Annotated in this window: 17 protein-coding genes and 2 pseudogenes; 7 read left to right on the top strand and 12 right to left on the bottom strand. The window is 66.1% G+C overall.

Annotated elements, in window-relative coordinates:
* The first annotated feature begins 131 nt into the window (after window positions 1-131).
* Window positions 132-638: an NADH-quinone oxidoreductase subunit B family protein gene (locus tag OHQ90_RS39540; protein WP_442941175.1), complete on the top strand. Its 507-nt coding sequence runs from the start codon at window positions 132-134 to the stop codon at window positions 636-638.
* Here the strand turns inward: OHQ90_RS39540 and OHQ90_RS25575 are convergent.
* The 3 genes from OHQ90_RS25575 to OHQ90_RS25565 form a co-directional block, all read right to left on the bottom strand.
* Complete coding sequence (locus OHQ90_RS25575) at window positions 619-978, bottom strand: ArsR/SmtB family transcription factor (protein ID WP_328401605.1); 360 nt, start codon at window positions 976-978, stop codon at window positions 619-621. The genes OHQ90_RS39540 and OHQ90_RS25575 overlap by 20 nt on opposite strands.
* 244 nt (window positions 979-1,222) lie before the next feature.
* The gene (locus tag OHQ90_RS25570) at window positions 1,223-1,474 is read right to left on the bottom strand and encodes a hypothetical protein (protein ID WP_328401603.1); all 252 of its coding nucleotides are present in this window, start codon (window positions 1,472-1,474) and stop codon (window positions 1,223-1,225) included.
* Between the two features lie 390 nt (window positions 1,475-1,864).
* Window positions 1,865-2,344, bottom strand: a complete 480-nt coding sequence (locus OHQ90_RS25565) for a nitroreductase/quinone reductase family protein (protein ID WP_328401601.1) — start codon at window positions 2,342-2,344, stop codon at window positions 1,865-1,867.
* Between the two features lie 803 nt (window positions 2,345-3,147).
* On the opposite strand from OHQ90_RS25565, the gene OHQ90_RS25555 reads away from it, so the two are divergent.
* Complete coding sequence (locus tag OHQ90_RS25555; protein WP_328401599.1) at window positions 3,148-4,107, top strand: acyl-ACP desaturase; 960 nt, start codon at window positions 3,148-3,150, stop codon at window positions 4,105-4,107.
* An 89-nt stretch (window positions 4,108-4,196) separates the two neighbouring features.
* Here the strand turns inward: OHQ90_RS25555 and OHQ90_RS25550 are convergent, their stop codons facing one another.
* The 4 genes from OHQ90_RS25550 to OHQ90_RS25535 all read right to left on the bottom strand — a co-directional run bounded on the left by OHQ90_RS25550 (window position 4,197) and on the right by OHQ90_RS25535 (window position 7,429).
* Window positions 4,197-4,337 (bottom strand): hypothetical protein, encoded by a 141-nt coding sequence (locus OHQ90_RS25550; RefSeq protein WP_328401597.1) that lies wholly within the window; start codon window positions 4,335-4,337, stop codon window positions 4,197-4,199.
* A 291-nt stretch (window positions 4,338-4,628) separates the two neighbouring features.
* Window positions 4,629-5,543, bottom strand: coding sequence for a universal stress protein (locus OHQ90_RS25545; protein ID WP_328401595.1), 915 nt, complete (start codon window positions 5,541-5,543; stop codon window positions 4,629-4,631).
* Window positions 5,544-5,716: 173 nt separating this feature from the next.
* A complete protein-coding gene (locus OHQ90_RS25540) occupies window positions 5,717-7,120 on the bottom strand; it encodes a wax ester/triacylglycerol synthase domain-containing protein (protein ID WP_328401593.1) in 1,404 nt (467 codons plus the stop codon).
* A gap of 75 nt (window positions 7,121-7,195) precedes the next feature.
* Complete coding sequence (locus tag OHQ90_RS25535) at window positions 7,196-7,429, bottom strand: hypothetical protein (RefSeq protein WP_328401591.1); 234 nt, start codon at window positions 7,427-7,429, stop codon at window positions 7,196-7,198.
* 396 nt (window positions 7,430-7,825) lie between these two features.
* On the opposite strand from OHQ90_RS25535, the gene OHQ90_RS25530 reads away from it, so the two are divergent.
* The 3 genes and pseudogenes from OHQ90_RS25530 to OHQ90_RS25515 all read left to right on the top strand — a co-directional run bounded on the left by OHQ90_RS25530 (window position 7,826) and on the right by OHQ90_RS25515 (window position 14,045).
* Window positions 7,826-9,184: a phosphoribosyltransferase gene (locus OHQ90_RS25530; RefSeq protein WP_328401589.1), complete on the top strand. Its 1,359-nt coding sequence runs from the start codon at window positions 7,826-7,828 to the stop codon at window positions 9,182-9,184.
* Between the two features lie 296 nt (window positions 9,185-9,480).
* Window positions 9,481-11,807: pseudogene (locus tag OHQ90_RS25525) on the top strand (heavy metal translocating P-type ATPase).
* 399 nt (window positions 11,808-12,206) lie between these two features.
* The gene (locus tag OHQ90_RS25515) at window positions 12,207-14,045 is read left to right on the top strand and encodes an AMP-dependent synthetase/ligase (RefSeq protein ID WP_328413090.1); all 1,839 of its coding nucleotides are present in this window, start codon (window positions 12,207-12,209) and stop codon (window positions 14,043-14,045) included.
* Window positions 14,046-14,068: 23 nt separating this feature from the next.
* Here OHQ90_RS25515 and OHQ90_RS25510 read toward each other — a convergent pair whose 3' ends face one another.
* From OHQ90_RS25510 to OHQ90_RS25500, 3 genes and pseudogenes are all read right to left on the bottom strand, one after another.
* Window positions 14,069-14,494, bottom strand: coding sequence for a universal stress protein (locus OHQ90_RS25510; RefSeq protein ID WP_328413088.1), 426 nt, complete (start codon window positions 14,492-14,494; stop codon window positions 14,069-14,071).
* A 142-nt stretch (window positions 14,495-14,636) separates the two neighbouring features.
* Window positions 14,637-15,011, bottom strand: a pseudogene (locus tag OHQ90_RS25505) (universal stress protein); the annotation flags it as partial.
* A 176-nt stretch (window positions 15,012-15,187) separates the two neighbouring features.
* On the bottom strand, window positions 15,188-16,069 hold the full coding sequence (locus tag OHQ90_RS25500; RefSeq protein ID WP_328401585.1) for a slipin family protein: 882 nt from the start codon (window positions 16,067-16,069) through the stop codon (window positions 15,188-15,190).
* 441 nt (window positions 16,070-16,510) lie between these two features.
* On the opposite strand from OHQ90_RS25500, the gene OHQ90_RS25495 reads away from it, so the two are divergent.
* Both OHQ90_RS25495 and OHQ90_RS25490 read left to right on the top strand, forming a co-directional pair.
* The gene (locus tag OHQ90_RS25495; RefSeq protein WP_328401583.1) at window positions 16,511-17,110 is read left to right on the top strand and encodes a CBS domain-containing protein; all 600 of its coding nucleotides are present in this window, start codon (window positions 16,511-16,513) and stop codon (window positions 17,108-17,110) included.
* 75 nt (window positions 17,111-17,185) lie between these two features.
* On the top strand, window positions 17,186-17,569 hold the full coding sequence (locus tag OHQ90_RS25490) for a hypothetical protein (RefSeq protein ID WP_328401581.1): 384 nt from the start codon (window positions 17,186-17,188) through the stop codon (window positions 17,567-17,569).
* A 39-nt stretch (window positions 17,570-17,608) separates the two neighbouring features.
* Here OHQ90_RS25490 and OHQ90_RS25485 read toward each other — a convergent pair whose 3' ends face one another.
* Both OHQ90_RS25485 and OHQ90_RS25480 read right to left on the bottom strand, forming a co-directional pair.
* Entirely contained in the window at window positions 17,609-18,610 is a 1,002-nt protein-coding gene (locus OHQ90_RS25485; protein WP_328401579.1) for an Acg family FMN-binding oxidoreductase, read from the bottom strand.
* Between the two features lie 88 nt (window positions 18,611-18,698).
* A complete protein-coding gene (locus OHQ90_RS25480) occupies window positions 18,699-19,088 on the bottom strand; it encodes a hypothetical protein (protein WP_328401577.1) in 390 nt (129 codons plus the stop codon).
* Window positions 19,089-19,314: the final 226 nt, after the last annotated feature.

Below are 19,314 nucleotides of genomic sequence, written 5' to 3'. Positions count from 1 at the left end.
GCTCGAAGCGACACAATATGTGCGGTTGCATGTTTTCGCAATCAAAGAGATTGCTGGCTCGTAGTCTGGTCGACGTCTAACTGTGGGCGAGGTAGATCGACCCGGCAGCCGGCAGAGCTCGCGATGGTTGAGTGCGCAAGATCCTGCGGGTCGGTCGGGTGGCCGAACCGGCACCGGCAGCGCCAGCAGCCGCCGATGTTCCTGCCGCCGTGCGGGGTTCACTGCGGATCCGGCACGTCGACGCCGACTCGTGCAACGGCTGCGAGGTGGAGATCTCGGGTGCGTTCGGGCCGGTGTACGACGCGGAACGCTACGGTGCGCGACTGGTGGCGTCCCCTCGTCACGCCGATGCGTTGCTGGTGACCGGGGTCGTCACCCGGAATATGGCTGAACCACTGCAACGGACCCTGGACGCGACGCCGCGGCCGCGCTTGGTACTCGTGCACCATCGCACCGCGGCCAGCACCAGAACTTCGGCAGCTTGTCGCGGGTTTCCGACGTGGCGTGGCCTCTTCGGCGGCGGAATCGGTGGTCACCGTAGGCGCAGACCCATTCTGTGCAAGGTACGCACTTCAGAAATCCTGCGAAGCCCTGCTTGCCTCGCTGTGGATGGTGGGGTCAGCCGGTGGACTCGGTGATCAGCGCGGGTTCGGGCAGCTCTTCGAGCAGCTCGGCTTGCCCGGCGACGACCCCGGTGAGAATCGCCCGGGCCACTGTCAGAAGCTCCGCGACGCGCGGCGAGGTCAGAGCGTAGGACACCGACAGCCCCTCACGACGGGCGGTGACCAGGCCGGTGCGGCGCAGGATCGACAACTGCTGCGACAGATTGGCCGGCTCGATACCGACCTCGGGCAACATCTCCGAGACCGCGTAATCGCGTTCGCTGAGCAACTCGAGCACCCGGATCCGCGCGGGATGACCGAGCGTTTTGAAGAAGTCGGCTTTCATCCGATAGAGCGGCTGACGCGAATCCGCCATGACGTCCTCCACTCCCCGCATGTACACGGCCCCGAGATTGTTTTCTAATCTTAGCAACTTGTAGACCGGTCGCGGGGATCCGCCATCGTCGGATGTCGACGCCAGCGTAGGCAAGGTCGAGAACCACCGCCGCGGCGGCCGGGTTCCGCAGCGAGGGTGTCGCACTGAAGGTGCTTCACCGGCGACTCCGCGGCAGTGGCGCGATCGCTGTGTCAGCAGGTCGGAATCCCGATCGAGCACAGCGTCACCGGCGCCGATATCGATTGCCTCTGCGACCGGAGACTCGCAGGAACGCTAGCTGGGGTGCGTCGTATCCGGCGTCGATGAGCACCCAGATGTTGGGATCACCGGGCTGCCCGTGCCCGGCGGCGATCAGGTTCTCCACGACCCTTCGCATCTGCTGCGCGGTCCAGGAACTATGGCCCGATTCAAACGCACAGATCAGCGAATACGGCCAGCCGGGAATCATCAGATGGCTGGTCCCTACCGCGGCCATGGGTGTGGCACAGGATCCGCTGCGGGCAGGTACGGGCCCCTGGACGCAGCCAGCTGTCGTTTACACTGATCAATTGAAGCCCCAAGTTGTGAGATTCGTTCTGTCGCAAGAAGAATCATCGGCCAAGGGCCTTCGTTCAAGATCAACCGGGTGCTGCGCCCGGCACCCGCAAGGTTAAGACTCGAGCTAGAAGGGCGTAGACCTCTTGGTTGATCCCGTCCTGGGTGCGGGCGCGTAGCCCGTGGCCATTGCGGATGGTCGATACGAGTTCGGTGTAGGTGATTTCGATCTGCCATCGCTCGCAACCTGCTGTTCGGTATCAACACGGGACCGTTCGATGAGCAAGACGACGAGGACGCGGTCGACAAGGTGTGACCGCCGCCCACTCGGTCAGCCGGGTACCGGCTCGGATTCGATGCGGAACACCGGGTACTTCGCGGCTATCCGCTCGAAGTCCGCCGCCGCGGCGTGCCGCGATACCGGGATGTGTGGGCGGGCTCCGGGTGCGATGCGCACGTACCGCCGCAGGATCGGCGCCCGCTGTTCCGGTTCGACCGCCACGAGGTGCACGCGCTCGCGTGCACCGTGCCGCAACTCGGCCCGGCCGTCGGCGGCGGCCAAGTTACGGACCCAGTTCACGTTCCGCCCCAGCATCGACACCACATAGCGGGCGCCGTCGAGATCTGTCAGCACCACCGGAAACCAGATCAGCCGCCCGCTGTGGCGCCCGCGGACACCGAGGGCGGCGACCCGCCGCGGTGCGATCCCTGCCGCGAAGACCCATGCCGACCAACGATTCTGTAGTCGAGCGAACCAATTCGGCCGACCGGTGCGATACAGCGAGCGCAGATAGTTGCCGTAACCCCGCATGACGCGCTCCTCGACTGCCCAGGGCCCAAAGCCCCTGTCCGCGATGGTCTTGCGGCACTGCTGTCGTCCTGGATTCACTCTCGCATATCCGCCGCCGTTGGGCCATCGGCCGCGCTCGCTACCACCCCGATCGGAAATGTGATCGCAGGGCGGTCATACCGTACTACCGCGTCGCAGGGACCGACGCCGCCCATCTGTTCGCCCCAGGTGCAAATCGTCGCCGAGACGCACCTGGCCGACGTCGCTCGCGCCGCCTCCGAGGTCCTCGGACTCCCGACGATGCCATCACCCGCGAGGAGCTCATCCGCCGACGCGACACCGGCGAGATCACCCTGATCTCCCGCTCACTAACGATCAGCACTCCTCCGGCTGACCGGCACGATCGGCGAAACCTGAGGTGCGGGGATGCCTCTCGGCGGAGGCGGACTGCGGCACCTGCCGTCACGTCGGTGCTCGCGGTCGGCGCGTATGTGCGCTACGTCGCGAGCAAACTGGTCGAGGCCGTCCGGCCGTGGAGACTGGCACCGCCGTTCAGGTGATCGAGGGCGGCCCACTCGGTGCCGGGCTGCCCGCCGCATACGGCTGGCTGGTGCTGGCGGGTGCGGTGGCGCTGGTGGCCGCCCTGCCGGTCTTGGACCGCCGCGACATCGCGGGAGTGTGGTCCATTTCGCGGCCTCGAGATAAGGGCATTCGGTCCCGAACTCTGCGGGACCTTCGGCCCTGGGGGCCGCCGGAACTCGGTGGTGGCATGGGAGCCGACAGACGGCCTTGGACTCAACGAGAAGGAAAGGTAGGTACCACCTTTGACGCGTGACCTGACCCAACGCGAAATACTCACCGAGCTGGAGCCGATGGCTGGGGACTGCGTGCATCGGCACTTATCGATGACCAAGGATTGGCATCCGCACGACTACATACCATGGGACGAAGGCCGCAACTTCGCCGCCCTCGGCGGAATCGACTGGGAGGCCGAACAATCCGGGCTCAGCGAGGTCGCCAAGGCGGCGATGGTCACGAACCTCCTGACCGAGGATAATCTGCCCTCCTACCACCGCGAGATCGCCGAGAACTTCTCCCGCGACGGTGCTTGGGGCACCTGGGTGGGGCGGTGGACCGCTGAAGAAATGCGGCACAGCACCGTAATTCGCGATTATCTGGTGGTGACCCGCGGTGTCGACCCGGTCGCGTTGGAAGAGGCCAGGATGGTGCATATGACCAATGGCTTCTCCTCGGGAGTCAGCGAGGCCGAGGTCGACAGCGGCGCGGGCTTCCTGCATTCGGTTGCCTACGTGAGCTTTCAGGAGTTGGCCACCCGGGTCACCCACCGCAATACCGGCCGGGTGTGCAATGATCCGATTGCCGACAAGATGTTGCAACGCATCGCCGCCGACGAGAACCTGCACATGATCTTTTATCGCACTATGTGCGGCGGGGCGCTGGATCTGGTGCCGGATCAGGCGATCGAGGCTGTCGCCAACATCGTGCAGAATTTCCGGATGCCCGGCGCCGGGATGCCGCACTTCCGCCGCAACGGTGTACTCATGGCCAAACACGGTGTCTACGACCTGCGTCAGCACCTCGAAGAGGTGCTGCAGCCGGTATTGCGGCAGTGGAATCTGTTCGGCCGCACCGACTTCAGTGCACGCGGCGAACAGATCCGAGAGCGGCTCGCCGCGTTCCTAGAGGATATGGAGAAGGTGAAGATCCCGCGCTTCGAGGAACAGCGCGACCGCGCTCTGGCTCGCGACCGCGCCCGTGCCTGATCAGACCGCGACGACGGGTCGGCCGCGAGCGCCGCATCCCGCGGTGTCCTCTCGTAGTCGTTGGCTCGCATCGTGAAGACGGCTCGGGGTCACCGGCGGCTGGTGAGGATATCGACGAGGGCCGGCGGGGCCTCGGCTTCCTTGTCGGGCGCTGTGCCGATGCGAATCACGACCTGCGGCACGCCGGGATGGGCGAGCAGGATCGCGAGGACCTGTCGGCCCGTGGGCAATTCGGCGATACAGGTTAGTGCGCATGTTGCCAACCCATCAACCGTTCTTGTCTGCGGCGGTCGGCTGCCGTGGTCCTGGAGCCCTCGGGGAGCGTGCATGCCGGATCACGGCGCGCGGTTGCCAGATGACGGTGTGCCATCGGACTTCCGGGCCTCCTGGGGCCAGTCACCACCGGGGCGCATCACTCGGCATCGGGCCTGCGATACGACGGCCCCGGGCACGGGGCATGATCACCATGATCAGCGCGATGGCGACGGCGGCGGTTTGTTTCGCCGCTGTGGGAGTGCGAACTAGTTCGGGTGCACGACCATGACCGGACAGTCCGCATGCTGCACGAGCCAGCTGCTGGTCGAGCCGAGGAGTAGACCGCGGAATCCGCCGCGGCCGCGGCTGCCGACCACGAGCAGCTGCGCGGACTTCGACCAGTTCGCTAACTGCTCGCGCGGCCCGGTAACGGAGACCTTACGGGTCACGGTGACGTCAGGGTATTTCTCCTGCCAACCCGCGAGACGCTCGGCCAGCAGTGCGTGTTCGGCGATCTCGAGGTCGACGATAGGGATTTCGAGATATGAATTTCCGGCGTACGCGCCGAAAGTCAGGTCGCTCCAGGCGTGCATGGTGACGAGTTCGGCATTGCGCTCGGATGCCTCGGCGAATGCCGCGCCGAGGGCGGCTTCACCGACCGGGCTGCCGTCCGCGCCCACTACGACCGGACCGCTGCGATGATTCGGTTCTCCGGTGCCCGGCACGACCACGGTTGTGCCGTGGCCGTGCCCGGCCACCGCGAGCAATGTCGATCCGAGGTGCGCGAGCATGCCGTCGCCTCTGGTCGCGCCGATGACAACGAGGTGCGCACTTTCCGAGAGCGCGATCAGCGACTTCGCCGGGTTCGCTTCGGAGAGTTCGGTGGCTACGGTGCGATCGGGAGCGATGTCGCACGCAAGGGCACGGGCCTCGGCGAGGATGTGATCGCCGTGGCCGTGCATCGCCTCGATGACCGAGGACATCATGGGGAGGTGGCTCCCGAGGACCGTGCGAGTGACCGCGAGGTCGAGGCCGTGCACGATCAGCAAGTGCCGTCCCTTCCGAGCCGCCGTTTCAGCCGCCCATCGGACGGCGGCATCGGCGGTCGCGGACCCATCGGTCCCCACTACCACCGCGGCCGAGGCAAGCTGGTGTCGATCCGCATCATGTCGGGTGCTCATTCCGCTGCCCCTTAGGTCGCGATGTTCGAGTCGGTGTGTCGAACACAGCATCTCGCCCGACCGACGCGGCTGTGAGGTGCCGAACGTCATCGGCCGCGATGACCAAGAGCATGTGACGATGCCTGGTCGGACGATCGCAAGAAGCGGGGGTGTTCTGATCGCTCGGGAACCGATCAGACCGGTGTCGATCGAGATGCTTCGGCTGTGCCGTCGGCGGCGGCTTGCTGTGCGCACTCGCCGCCGAGGCGGAGCACGGTGGCGAAGCCTGCGGCGAGGCATTCGGTCAGGGTCTCGAGGTCCGGGATCGCGGCGGTGTCTGCGTTGATCGCGACGTAGCAGGTTCCGGCGTGCGAGGTCAATGTCACGTTGACGGCCGTGCCGATGGTAGGGCCGAAAGCGTACATACGGTCGATGCGCGCCCCGGCGATATAGAGGGGCACCGGGGAACCCGGGACGTTGGAGGCGACGAAGTCGACATGTTTGAGCATCTCGGTGACCACTCCGACCGGCAACCGATTGAACGCTGCCGCGACAGCACCGGACAGCGGTATGGCAGGCTCGCGGCGCCAACCGCCGACCGCGGCGTCCACAGCGCGCATCAACTCTGGGGTCTCGGCGATGCCGACCGGCAATGCGAAACGAGCGAGCGTGATCCGGTTGCCGCCGAGTGGATCATCGGCCGTCCGAAGACTGATCGGCATGGTCAGCCGCAGATGGTCGACCTTCGCCCCGTGCCGATCGTGATACCTGCGCAGCCCGATGACCACCGCGGTCAGAAAGGCATCGTTCATTGTGCAGCCCGCAGCCCGCGCGGCGCGGCGCATTTGCTCGACGGGTGCATCCAGCACCGCCAGTCGGCGACCGAGACTGCGTTCGATCATCACTGGCGACAGCGTTGCGGTAACGGGCATGGCCAGGCGGACCAGTGAGGTCGCGAGCGCGGCGCTGTCGCGTACCGCCCGCGCGGGATGAGTGACAGCTCGCCACGCGGTTTGTGGCGCCGCCCGGATGCCGCCGCGCAGGAGATCCGAGCCGATAGACCAGTTCCATGCCACGATATCGCGCAGCGCGCCGTCATGGTCGTACGGCGGCTGGGGCGGATGGCCACGATCAGTGCCCGCACGGTCGAAATCGAGTAGCGCTGTGGCGATCTGGATGCCGCCGATACCATCGGTGAGGCTGTGGTGGACTGTCATCACCAGCGCGGACCCCCCACCCGACAAACCGCTGAGCAACGTCGAGCGCCACAGTGCACGAGCCGGATCGAAAGCGGTCATCGCCTCGGTGCGCGCGAATTCGAGTACCGCGGACATGGTCGCCGGTTCCGGCAGCGCGGCCCGTCGCAGGTGCCAGGACAGGTCGAAATCCGGATCGAGCGCCCACCTGGGCGGGGCGAGACCGAATGGCGCGGTGACCAACCGATGCCGCAACCTCGGCACCAGGCGGGTGCCGCGTTCGATCGTCTCCACCAGGCGATCCCAGTCCGGATCGGTATCGAGAATCAGAACCGAGACGATGGTCGAACGCAGGATCGGATCACGCTCCATGTTCCACGAGAACAGGTCCGATTGCGACATGTGGAATTCGCGGGGTCCATAGCCTGCTGTCTTCGTCTTCGCCGTTGTACGTTGTACCACTTCGCTTCTGCTTCCTCAGACCTCCACGGTCCGGCTCGGTTCCGCCGAGAGTGCCGCGCGGATCTTGTCTTCCAGACCATTGATCGCCGCCCGCGATGACCAGGCATCGGCGCACGTCAGTTCCGGGAACTCGGCGCCGAACGCGATATAGGCCGAATCCCGTGGCGACCAGCGGACATCGCATACCATGCCGCCTAGCCTTCGCTCGATCGCGCGTGCCCGAACGGCGGCATGCTCGGCGGTATCCATACCACTAAGCCTGCTCGATCCCGACCGCAGGCAACCGATCATGAAGACCCTTATGACGAGGCCTTTCGTCCTCTCCGCTGGCTCTGGCCGGCCTGGAATCGCCGACGGTCCGGATTACGCTGTTTCGCCGTGTGCCTCGGCCAGCGCGCAACTGCTCACTCGCGGCACGGGCGTTGATCATCCGCTGTCGGTGTCGATCGTCCGGCCCAGTCGGGCCCTACTGAGCACGGCACAGCATGTGCCTGAACGAACTGCTGGTCGCAGGCCGAGTGCGCGTCGACGACGGCGATACAGTGCAGGCATCCGGGACCAACGGCTCTCCACTCGGCGACGATCGGACCTGTCGCCGCGCTCCGTCGATGTCCACGCTGGAGGAGATCTGTGAGGAGGCCTGCGATGCTATTCGACGATCGCCGCGACGCCGGACGCCGACTGGCGGGGCGGCTGGAATATCTCCGGGACGAGGATGTTGTCGTGGTCGGCCTACCGCGCGGCGGTGTTCCGGTCGCGTACGAGGTCGCGCGGGCGCTGGAAGCGCCATTGGATGTGATCGTGGTGCGCAAACTCGGTGTCCCATATCAGACGGAGCTGGCTTTCGGCGCGATCGGCGAGGACGACGTCCAGGTGATCAACAACGTCGTGGTCGCGTACACGCAACTCACCAGTGCGGATATGGGGACTGTGGAGCGCCGCGAACGCGAGGAACTCTCGCGGCGGGCCGAGCGGCTGCGGCGCGCACATCCGCGTATCCCGCTGTCGGGCCGCACCGTCGTCGTCGTCGACGACGGCATCGCCACCGGCGCGACCGCCCGTGCGGCCTGCCAGGTCGCGTGGGCACACGGCGCACAGCGCGTCGTACTTGCCGTTCCGGTGGCGCCCCGGGACACGCTGGCGATGCTGAAAGACGAAGCCGACGAGGTGGTCTGCCTGGAGCTACCGACGTGGTTCGGCGCTGTCGGCTGCTGGTATCGGCGGTTCGGCCAGGTCTCCGATGCAGAGGTCACCGAGTTGCTGCGCCGGGCCGCCGGAGATGTGCGGGAGCCCCAGGCGGATCCCGCGGTTGATCCACCGCTGCGCGACGACGAGGTGCGAGTCCGGGTCGGGGAGGTCGAACTGGCCGGGCATCTCACCGTTCCGGAGAACCCGATCGGGATGGTGGTGTTCGCACACGGCAGCGGCAGCAGCCGCCACAGCCCGCGCAATCGCTATGTGGCCGCGGTGCTGAACCGAGCCGGGTTGGGCACCCTGCTTTTCGACCTGCTCACTCCGGAAGAGGAGATCCACCGGGCACTGGTCTTCGATATCGAGCTGCTGTCGCGGCGACTGGTCGACGCGACCGGCTGGCTGACTCGTCAAGACGACGTCAGCGGCCTGCGGATCGGGTACTTCGGGGCCAGCACGGGTGCCGCCGCGGCGCTTCGGGCGGCGGCCGACCCCGGCGTGGACATCGCCGCAGTGGTGTCACGTGGCGGCCGGCCGGATCTGGCAGGTACGGCCCTTGCGGCGGTGTGCGCGCCGACTTTGCTGATCGTGGGCGGGCACGACCATGTCGTGCTGGAGCTGAACCGTCTCGCGGCGCAGGAGATGTCGTGCGAGACCGCACTGACGGTGGTGCCCGGCGCCACCCACCTGTTCGCCGAGCCGGGCGCATTGGAGAAAGTCGCCGAACTCGCCCGCGACTGGTTGGTCAACCAGCTGGCGCCCGCGCCTGCGGCCGACGACCGGAGCGGCTCGACGACGGACACACGGTCATGACCACGCCGGCGACATCGTCGTGGCCGCCACGCACGGGCCGCTGACTGCGTGATCTCGGCCTGCGTCGTGTCGTGGAAGGCGACACCCTCACATACCAGGACGCGACCCCGCCGATCGAGGTCTGCGTGATCGGCCCGCTGCGGGCGAATGCCATCGCTCGTCTCCACAGCGCAGCTGCAACACAAGCCACTTACGGCACGGTCGATCGCAGCTCCGTGGCCGAGTAGTCCCTTCTCGCGGGCGGGCAGCGCCCGGATCGGTGCTTCGTCGCCGCGGTTCGAGATCGAGGAGACTCCATGAAAACTGCAGAGACCACGTCGAAGACACCGGCGCGGAGGGTGCTTCGTGAGGCGGTCCTCGTCGCCGTGATCGGCGTGTTGGGTGCGGCCGGGCTGGTCGTACGTCCGTTCAGTGGGGCGGTCGCCGATATGTTGTGGCTCGTGGCCACAGTGGTCGCGCTCGTGCCCGCAGCAGTGTGGGTTTTCCAGGATCTTCGGCGTGGACGTTACGGCGCCGATCTGCTCGCGCTGGTGGCGCTGGTAGGTGCCGCCGCGGTCGGCGAGTATTTCGCGGGCGCGCTGATCGCGTTGATGGTGGCCACCGGCCGGGTATTGGAGGCGTATGCGAGCCGCCGGGCCGGGCGCGACCTATCCGCGTTATTGGGGCGGGCGCCGATGCAGACGCATCAGCGGCGTGCCGGCGGCATCGAAACCGTTGCGGCCACCGAGATTTCTCCGGGCGATGTCGTGGTCGTTCTGCCCGGTGAGACGGTGCCCGTCGACGGAGTGCTCGCCATGGCGGGGGTTTTCGACGAATCGGCACTGACCGGGGAGTCGGTCCCCGTAGTGCGCCGCGTGAGCACCGAGGTACGCAGCGGTGTGGTGAATGCCGGTGCGGCCGTGGATATTCGGGCCTCCGCAACCGTGGATGAGAGTACCTATGCCGGAATCGTCACGCTGGCGCGGCAGGCGGCCGCCACGGTGGCGCCGACGGCGCGGCTGGCCGATCGAGTTGCGGTATGGTTCCTGCCGCTCGCGCTCGTGATCGCCGGTCTCGCCTGGATACTCACGCGGGATCCAGTGCGGGCTGTTGCCGTGGTGGTTACCGCCACGCCCTGTCCGCTACTGCTGGCGGTGCCGGTCGCGATCACGGCCGGAATGTCGCGGGCTGCCCGAGCGGGTGTGGTGGTGAAGGACGGCGCAGCGCTCGAAACTCTTGGGCACGCACGGTGTCTGGCGATGGACAAGACCGGTACCGTCACCGTAGGCCGACCAGCGGTGATCGACATCGTCACCGCGCCCGGTGCCGACGCCGACCGGGTGCTGCGACAGGCCGCCGCGGTCGAACGGTTCTCACCGCATGTGCTCGCCAACGCCGTCACCGCCGCGGCCACGGCTCGCGGGCTGGAGCCCGATGCCGCGCAGGATGTTTCGGAGCAACCCGGCCTGGGTGCCACGGGGACCGTGGACGGTCATAGGGTTCGGGTCGGGCGGCTGCCGTCGCGAACCGAGCCCGCGCCCTGGGCGCAAGCCGCCCAGCGGCGGGCGCGGCTGGATCTGGCAGTCCTCGTGTGGGTGTGCGTCGATGATGTGCCCATGGCTGCACTGCTGGTGCGTGACCGCATTCGCGCCGACGCCGCACGCACTATGCGTCGCCTGCGATCCGCGGGCCTGCGGCGGCTGCTCCTGCTCACCGGCGACCGGGTCGATAACGCCGCCGAGGTGGCACATTTACTGGGCTCACCGAAGTTGTCGCCGACGCCGACCCTGCCGACAAGATCGCGGCCATCCGCGCGGAACGCGGCGACGGCGTGACCGTCATGGTCGGTGATGGTGTGAACGACGCACCGGCACTCGCAGTGGCGGATGTGGGCGTCGCCCTCGGATCTCGTGGGTCCACGGCCGCCGTACAGGCCGCCGACGCGGTGATCGTAGACGACCGCATCGATCGCCTCGCAGACGCGGTCGAGGTCGCCCAGCGGGCGCATCGGCTGGCCGTGCAGAGCGCGGTCGCGGGTATGACGCTGTCACTGGCGGCGATGATCGCTGCTGCCTTGGGGCTGCTCGTGCCCGCTGCCGGCGCGCTGGTACAGGAGGGGATCGACATCGTGGTGATCCTGAACGCGTTGCGGGCCTTACGGATTCATCGTGGGCGTCGCACCGCAGAGATCGACCCTCTGGTCGCTCGTTTCGCGCGGGAGCACGACCGGCTGCAGACTGCACGCGCCTCGGTTCGGCAAGCGGCCGACGCGCTGTCCCGTGGCCCTGGCCCGCGCGCCGATGCGGCAGTCCGCCGCGCATTCGATCTTCTCGTCGAGCACATACTGCCGCACGAACATGCCGAGGAGTCGCAGTTGTATCCAGCGCTGGCCGACTATTTGCGCGACCCGGAGGCGATGGTGACGATGAGCCGCGAGCACACCGAGATCGAACGGCTCGTCGACCGGATCCGCCGCCACCTCGACGACTCACCACACGGAATCCGCGCCGACCAGATCGACGATCTGCGTGCCACCCTCTACGGACTCGACGCGGTCCTCACCCTGCACTTCGCGCAGGAGGACGAGGCGCTGTTCACGCTGGCGCGCAACCCGGCCGACAACTCCGCGACGAGTCCAGCCTGAGAGTGGACATCGAGGACGACCACGTACCCGCCTCGTGCGTCTCGCACAACGTTCGGAACCGATCCCGGCGGTCCCGACCGCAGGCCGGTAGCCACACGATCTCATCCCCTCGAAGGGAGACTTCTCTCGCCTACCTACACGGGTGGCCCATCTAGCGGCCGAGATACTCCCGCAAGCGGGAAGTACCAAACCGAGCAATCCGAAAGAGCCGACGGGAGTGAATTCGTCACTCACCGCCCGCCTCACCCAGGCCGCCAGCTCAGCACGCCATCCCGATCTACGGTGCACGTCCGGCCGCTTTCACTGCTCCCGCTCTTCACCTGCGGAGTGGCTGTCTTTGCGCACATGTTTCTCATCCGAACGCCCCGGCGATCGGCCGGGGACTCGTAGGATCGAATGATGACGTTCCTCCAGGAATCCGAGGAACCTCCCGACCTCGGCAAGATCGAGAATCGGGCACCGTCGGTCGCCCAGATACTGGTCGACCGCGTCGCCGCAACTCCAGACGTAGAGGCATTCCGATTCCCCGACGGCGAGGGTTGGACCAGTGTGTCCTGGCAGCAGGTCGGTGACCGAATCAACATCCTCGCCGCCGGATTGATCGCGCTGGGAATCGACGCTCAGGACCGGATCGCGCTCGTGTCGTCCACACGGTATGAATGGGTGCTCGTCGATTTCGCGGTGATGTGCGCCGGTGCGGCCACCACCACCGTTTACCCCACCACCAACGCCACCGGCGTCACGTTCATCGTCGCCAACTCGGGCAGCCGTGTCGTTGTTGCCGAGAATCAGACCCAGGTCGACAAACTGATCGAGCACCGCGCCGAACTGCCTGACGTGCAACAGGTAGTGATCTTCGACGGCGAGGGCGACGGAAACTGGGTGATCACTCTCGACGACCTCGAAGAGCAGGGACGGAAACTGCTTGCCGGATCCCCCGATGCGGTGGTCGACCGCATCCGCGAGATCCGGCCCGAGCACCTGGGCAGCATCATGTACACCTCCGGGACGACCGGCACCCCGAAGGGGGTTCGGCTACCGCATTCCGCATGGACCTACAGCGCCGCCGCGATCGATGCCCTGAACGTTCTCGGCCCGGACGACCTGAACTTTCTGTGGCTGCCGCTGTCTCACGCGTTCGGCAAGGTGATGTTGGCACTGTCACCGCTGATCGGCTTTCCGACGGCAATCGACGGCCGGGTCGACAAGATCGTGGAGAACCTTGCGATACTGCACCCCACCATCGTGGGGGCCGCTCCTCGCATTTTCGAGAAGGCGCATGCGCGTATCGAGGGCATGGTGGCCGAAGAAGGCGGGATCAAGAAGAAGATCTTCGACTGGGCGATCGGGGTTGGCCTGAAGGTCTCGCGTGCCAGACAGGCCGGCGAGAATCCGACGCTGCTCGTTTCATTGCAGCACAAAGTTGCGGACAGGCTGGTGCTGTCCACCATCCGTGAACGCTTCGGTGGTCGGCTGCGGTACTTCGTCTCGGCAGCAGCCCCTTTGGACCGCGATGTCGCGCAGTGGTTCGACGCGATCGGCATCATCGTGCTCGAGGGCTACGGCCTGACCGAGACCGCCGCCGCCTCGTTCATCAACCGCCCAGGTGCTTACCGGTTCGGTACCGTCGGCAAACCGTTCCCCGGCACCGAGGTCAAGATCGCCGAGGACGGCGAGATCCTGCTCAAGAGCCCGGGGGTGATGAGCGGCTATCACGACCGCCCCGACGCCACCGCCGAGGCTTTCGACGCGGACGGTTGGTTCCGCACCGGCGACATCGGCGAGATCGACGCCGACGGCTTCCTGCACATCACCGATCGCAAGAAAGACTTGTTCAAGACCTCGCAAGGCAAGTACGTCGCGCCCTCCGCGATTGCCGCGACGTTCAAGGGACTCTGTCCGTACGTCGGAGAATTCATCGTCTACGGAGAGACCCGACCCTATTGCGTCGCCTTGGTCGGTCTCGATGCCCCGGCCATTACCGAATGGGCCGACAAGCACGACTTGGCTGACATGCCGCTCGCCGAAATCGCGCGGGACAAGAAGACCCACGACGTGATCGCCGGTTACATCGATGACCTGAACGCCCAACTCAATCGCTGGGAGCAGATCAAGAGATTCGGCATCATCGACCGCGAACTGTCCGTCGAGGCAGGTGATCTCACACCGAGTATGAAGCTGCGCCGCAGGATAGTCGTCGACAATCTCGCGGACCGCATCGACGCCCTCTATGACTGAGGAGCGGAGGGTGATGTCGGCGATCACGGTGTCGTCCGCTGCCCTGGGCGTGCCGATATGCGCGGTGGCCGCGCGATATCGTCGTCCGGTCTCGGTCGGCGGCGGCAGGGCGGGCAGACCATGGTCGGGCAGGGGCTGTGGCGAAACAGGTACGGGCTTACCGACGCGCCGGCACCAGCGGGCATGCGCCTTCGGCCATGGGTTCCGATAACAACCAGTTGTGCGTCCGCGGCGCGTTCGATCAGCGCTTGAGGTGGTGGCTCGGATACGACGGTAGCGGTGACGGCGACGTCGGGGAACGCCTGTCGTGCCGCGGACAGGGTTTCGTCGAGGGTGTCCTGCTCGGGGTGCAGGTCGGGGACTGTCGTCAGGTCTGGTGGCGGTCGGGCGGGGCGGGAGTGCACCGCGACGAGTGGTGCGGCGAACAGGTGCGCGTACTCGAACGCCATGCCGGTGGCTTCGGCGCTGTCGGCGTCTTCGTCGACACCGAGGACCACGGGCCGCCGCTGGTAGCTGCCCGGATTCTCCCCGCCAAACGGTGACCGGATATGTGGTGTGTTCGGTGACGGTGCTGGCCCGCGAGGTGGCCGCGAGGACATCAGTGGTTCCGGCATCGGGGTGCCCGAGTACGAGCATCCGGGCACCCCTCCCGACGGTGGCCAACACCTCGGTGGCCGGTCCCTCGATCAGCTCACCGATCAGTTCGAGATCGGGGGAACCTCGACGGACCGCCGCGATTGCTGCGTCGAGGACCGCTGTCGCGCGCGCGTGCGCCGACACGAGGATCGGGACGTGGTGGGGCCGGACGATGTCCGCAACCATGGGATGCGCCTCGGGTGCGATGTAGACGATGCGAAGGGAACAGTGCAGGCGTTCGGCGAGAGCGGCCGACCACAGGGCCGCGTCGTGCCCGATCGGGGGTCGGTCGACGGTGACCACGATTCCCGCATTCTTGTGTGCGCTCATGCGCGTCTCCTCGGCACAGTCCCCTCGGCCGGTGATCGCAGCGGCCATTCGACCACCTGTACCCCACGCGGTCGGTGTTTTCGCGAATGTCATCGGTCGAAAATCCTTGGCGCGCCGGTGATATCCGGTGTGTTCCATACCGCCGGAGCCGCAAGGTCTGGTGGATCTGCGGCGGGTCAGTCCGGCGTGTGCGCTTTGACCGCGGTGCTCGCCGTCCCGTTGTGTATCGGTGTCGACACCGGCGGTGTCGACACCGGCGGCGTCTGGACGGTGGGGGTCAGGGTCGTGGAGGCGGTGGTTTCGCGGGCGAAGAAGGCGCCGATGTCGCCGATCGCGCTCATCAGTGGTGCCGGGAACACGACGGTGGTGTTCTTGTCGACGCCCAGTTCGAGGAGGGTCTGCAGGTTGCGTAGTTGGAGGGCGAGTGGGTGGGCCATCATGGTGTCGGAGGCGTCGCCGAGTGCTGCGGCGGCCATGGATTCGCCTTCGGCGGCAATGATTTTGGCTCGCTTCTCCCGTTCGGCTTCGGCTTGGCGGGCCATGGCCCGTTTCATGGTGTCGGGCAGTTGGATGTCCTTCAGCTCGACCAGGGTGACCTCGACACCCCACTCCAGAGTGGTGGTGTCGAGGATCTGCCGGATGTCGGCGTTGATGGTGTCGGTCTCGGCGAGTGCTTGGTCGAGGGTGTGCTGTCCGACGACTTTGCGGAGCGTGGTTTGGGCGATCTGGTCGATGGCGGCGTAGACGTTTTCGATGGCGACGACCGATTTCTCGGCGTCGACGACGCGGAAGTAGGCGACGGCGGAGATGTCTACGCTGACGTTGTCTCGGGTGATGATGCCTTGGGATTGAATCGGCATGGTGATGATGCGCATCGACACCTTCCGTAGTCGATCGACGACCGGGATGATGAATCTCAGCCCAGGTTCTCGGACTGCGATCACGCGTCCGAGGCGGAACAACACTCCCTTCTCATACTGGGTCACCACCCGAATCGACAGCCACACCACGATCAGTGCCACGATGAGCACTGCGAAAGCAATCACGAGTGCATTCACAACTTCTCCTTATCGACGCGAATTCGCGTCGGCATCTGAAACGGGGTGGTTGACGGTGGCGCCGACCATGCCGACATGGCGATCACCAGCGGCCGGCTCGACGCGGATACCCGCGACGATCGCGGCTCGCCATCTTCAGAATGCGGCCCGCGTACACCGATTTCACAGTGCCGAACGGCACCGCCCGCTGGGTACTTCATCGCCGTGTGCGATGAAGCCCGGCAAGCCTTCTGTCAGGTCTGTGACCCTGCAGCCGAGGTCACGGGCCCATCACACGCACGCCATCGCCGGCTGTCGCAGAGTTGTGCGGACCGGCTTTTCATTCGGGCCCAAGGTCACCCGAGTAGAGGTCCGTTGCATCGTGTGCCAGGCCGCATCGGCACATGATGCTGACAGGTACCGAAACACCGTCGACATCATCCACCTGCGAGGTGACTTCGAATGCATGCACGCGACATCCTCAGCCGCCCGGTCGTCACGGTCCGGCCGGAAACACCTCTGACCGAGGCCATCGGGCTGCTCACCGAGCATGGATTCGCCGCACTCCCGGTCATCGACGAGCGTTTCCGGGTGATCGGCCTGCTCTCTGAATCCGATGCGCTAGCCGCGAAGTCCGCCGTACAGTCTGCGGTGGTCGAGGCGGTGATGACAGTGCCGGTGCAGGTGGTCCACCCGGGTACCGATATCGCCACCGTCGCCACCGAGATGCTCGCCGGACGGCTGCGTTCGATGCCGGTGGTCGAGGCGGGCATTCTGGTCGGCATCGTCTCCCGACGAGATCTGCTGCGCACCTTGATCAATGACGACGCCACGATCGAAGCCAAGATCCGAGCCCTGCTCGATGACTATGCGGGCAGCCGCAAAGATTGGACCATCGACGTGGCATCCGGCCGAGTCACCATCCGCGGCAACCGCATCGATCCCACCGAAGAACGCGTCATCACCACCCTTGCTCGCACCGTACCCGGCGTCGACCACGTCAAGGTGCTCGACTACGAGGTGCCGGAGCGCACCACTGTGCCGCTCCCGGAATGGTTGTAGCAGTAGCCATTTCACTACCGTGCGGTGCAGGCGACGTCCCGGTCGTTATTCGAGTAGCCCATCTTTGGAGGAACAATGAGCAGCCTCTCTGATCTCAGCCCGACCGAACGTCAGCTCGTTGCCGGGAAGGCCGTGGACGACCTCGGCTCGGACCGAGACGACCACATCCTGCTGCAGGTTCGCTGCGGTCGTAGTCACCACGTCGCAACGGTTTTCGATACAGCTCTGGGTGCGGTGTACGAGTCGTTGGTCGGCCCGCACGCCCATGGGCAGCGCGATTTCATCGACGAGGCACACCACGCGGGTCGGCACGGCACCCGCTACACCGATATCTTGCGTGGCGACCGCTTCAGCGATGACCTCGTTCCCGCCAACTGCGAGTGCGGTATGCACGAACTGTCACGAACCGAGCTGGGGCATGCCATCGATGCGCACCGGCACATGTTCCAGTTGACCTGATCGCCCGCGGCGGAGATCGGTTATCCGCGTGGCTCGCGGTCAACCAGCTCGACGAATTGTGAACATGTCGAGTAGGGGCCGTCGCGGGGTGGGCGGTGGCTCCGGCTCGTCCGGTGCGGTCCCGATGCGGATGAGGACCTGCGGCACGGACGGGTGAGCGATTAGACGTGCCATAACTTTTCGGCCCGTCGTGGTTTCGGTGATGTGAGTGAGCGCGCACGTGGTCAGCCCGAACACCGTGCATTCCAACAGGACCGCTGAGAGCGCTTCTCCGGCATGCAGCCATTCCCCCACGGTCTCACCGGGTGAGCTGAGCACCACCAGCCGGGCGCGGTCTCGGAGGTCGGCCCGGCGCATCGAGTGCGCGACGGACGGAAACGCGCGCGCGACGCCGACCCGGGCAGCCTCGGCATCGGAGATCATGGCTGAGCGCGGAATACCCTCGGACAGCTGGGAATGCCCTGTCCACCAATGCAATTCGGTCTGGTACGACATGTCGTACCGATGCAGCGCCGAGGCATGCTCCGAGGCCGTCGCCAGCTGCGGCCGGGCACTCTCGTCGAGCACGTCGAGTTGGATATCGCACGCCGACACCAGGTTTCGCAGCGCGGGCACGATTTCGGCCCAGCTGTCCGGTTCGAGCATCGGCAGCCGGTCGGTGTGCCGGTGATGGATGGCGTTGCTGCAGGCGCGTATTTCGGCGGGTGGGTCGGGCCACGGACGGAATCCGATCGCGGCAAGGTGCTGTGGCTGCTCGGGATCGGGCAGGCGCACGACATCGGTGTGCCAGTTGTATGCGGCGAAGACCGTGCGCACGTGATGCAACATGGCGCCGCAGCTGATCACCAGTTGGCGTCCGCGCGGGTCGGCGGCGGGCAATTGCCGGTCGGTGTCACTGTAGAGATGCAGCCGGACGCCGTCGAATATCCAGCGCCATGGCTGGGTGTTGTGCACAGAGGGGGCGTGCGCGGCGAGCCGCATCGCTGCCAGCATCGTCGGGTGATCCGGCACCTCGGATAGCGAGACATCACTTGCGGTCATATCGGTGAGTCTGGTCGGCCGAGGCGTCCGGGAGTACGGCCTTTGCGCACGTACTTACGGGTCTATGGTCACCGTTACGCTGCGGCACCTACGGTGAAGGCCATAGGAAGCCGGGGAGGGTCCGGTCGATCATCGTTTCGAACTCGGAATCGATATCGAATTCCCAACCGCAGTACTGGTAGACCGACGATAAAGCGTCGTAGATCCCCATTGCGGCAAGCGATGTCAGCCACTCGACGCCATCGAGCCGGATCGTCTGTGCTCTTCGCCCGCCGTCGTCGAACTCGGCGAACAGTCGGCGACGGCCGACCGTACCGGCGAATACGGCAAGATCCGAGGCGGCAGCCGAACTCGGGTGGACCATCCAATGATGGTCCTCGTCGATGCGCAGGTAGGTGTCCCGGCACCCGCGCAGGAGCGCCGCCAGCTCTGCGAGCCGTTCCCGCATGCTGTCCGGAACCGTCGCGTAGTACGGCATGACGGCAGCGTAGCGGGTGATGCAGGCGGGTAGCGGCGAAGAGTTCCCAGTGACAGCGGCCGGCCCGGCTTTATGAAGCCGGCCATGGAGTCGAACGGGTCTGTCAAGGAGACTTTCGGCTCTGGCGGGGTTGTTCGACCGGGTGGCATGGTCGGCGGGAAGAAGGGATCATGTCCAGAGCTACGTCAGGGACGGAGTCGGTCGTGCGGATTTCGCTCGGCCAGCA

The sequence above is a fragment of the Nocardia sp. NBC_00403 genome, from assembly GCF_036046055.1.
In the GTDB taxonomy this organism is placed as follows: Bacteria; Actinomycetota; Actinomycetes; order Mycobacteriales; family Mycobacteriaceae; genus Nocardia.
The sequence above is the reverse complement of the archived record's forward strand: the minus strand, read 5'-3'. Positions and strand labels throughout refer to the sequence as shown.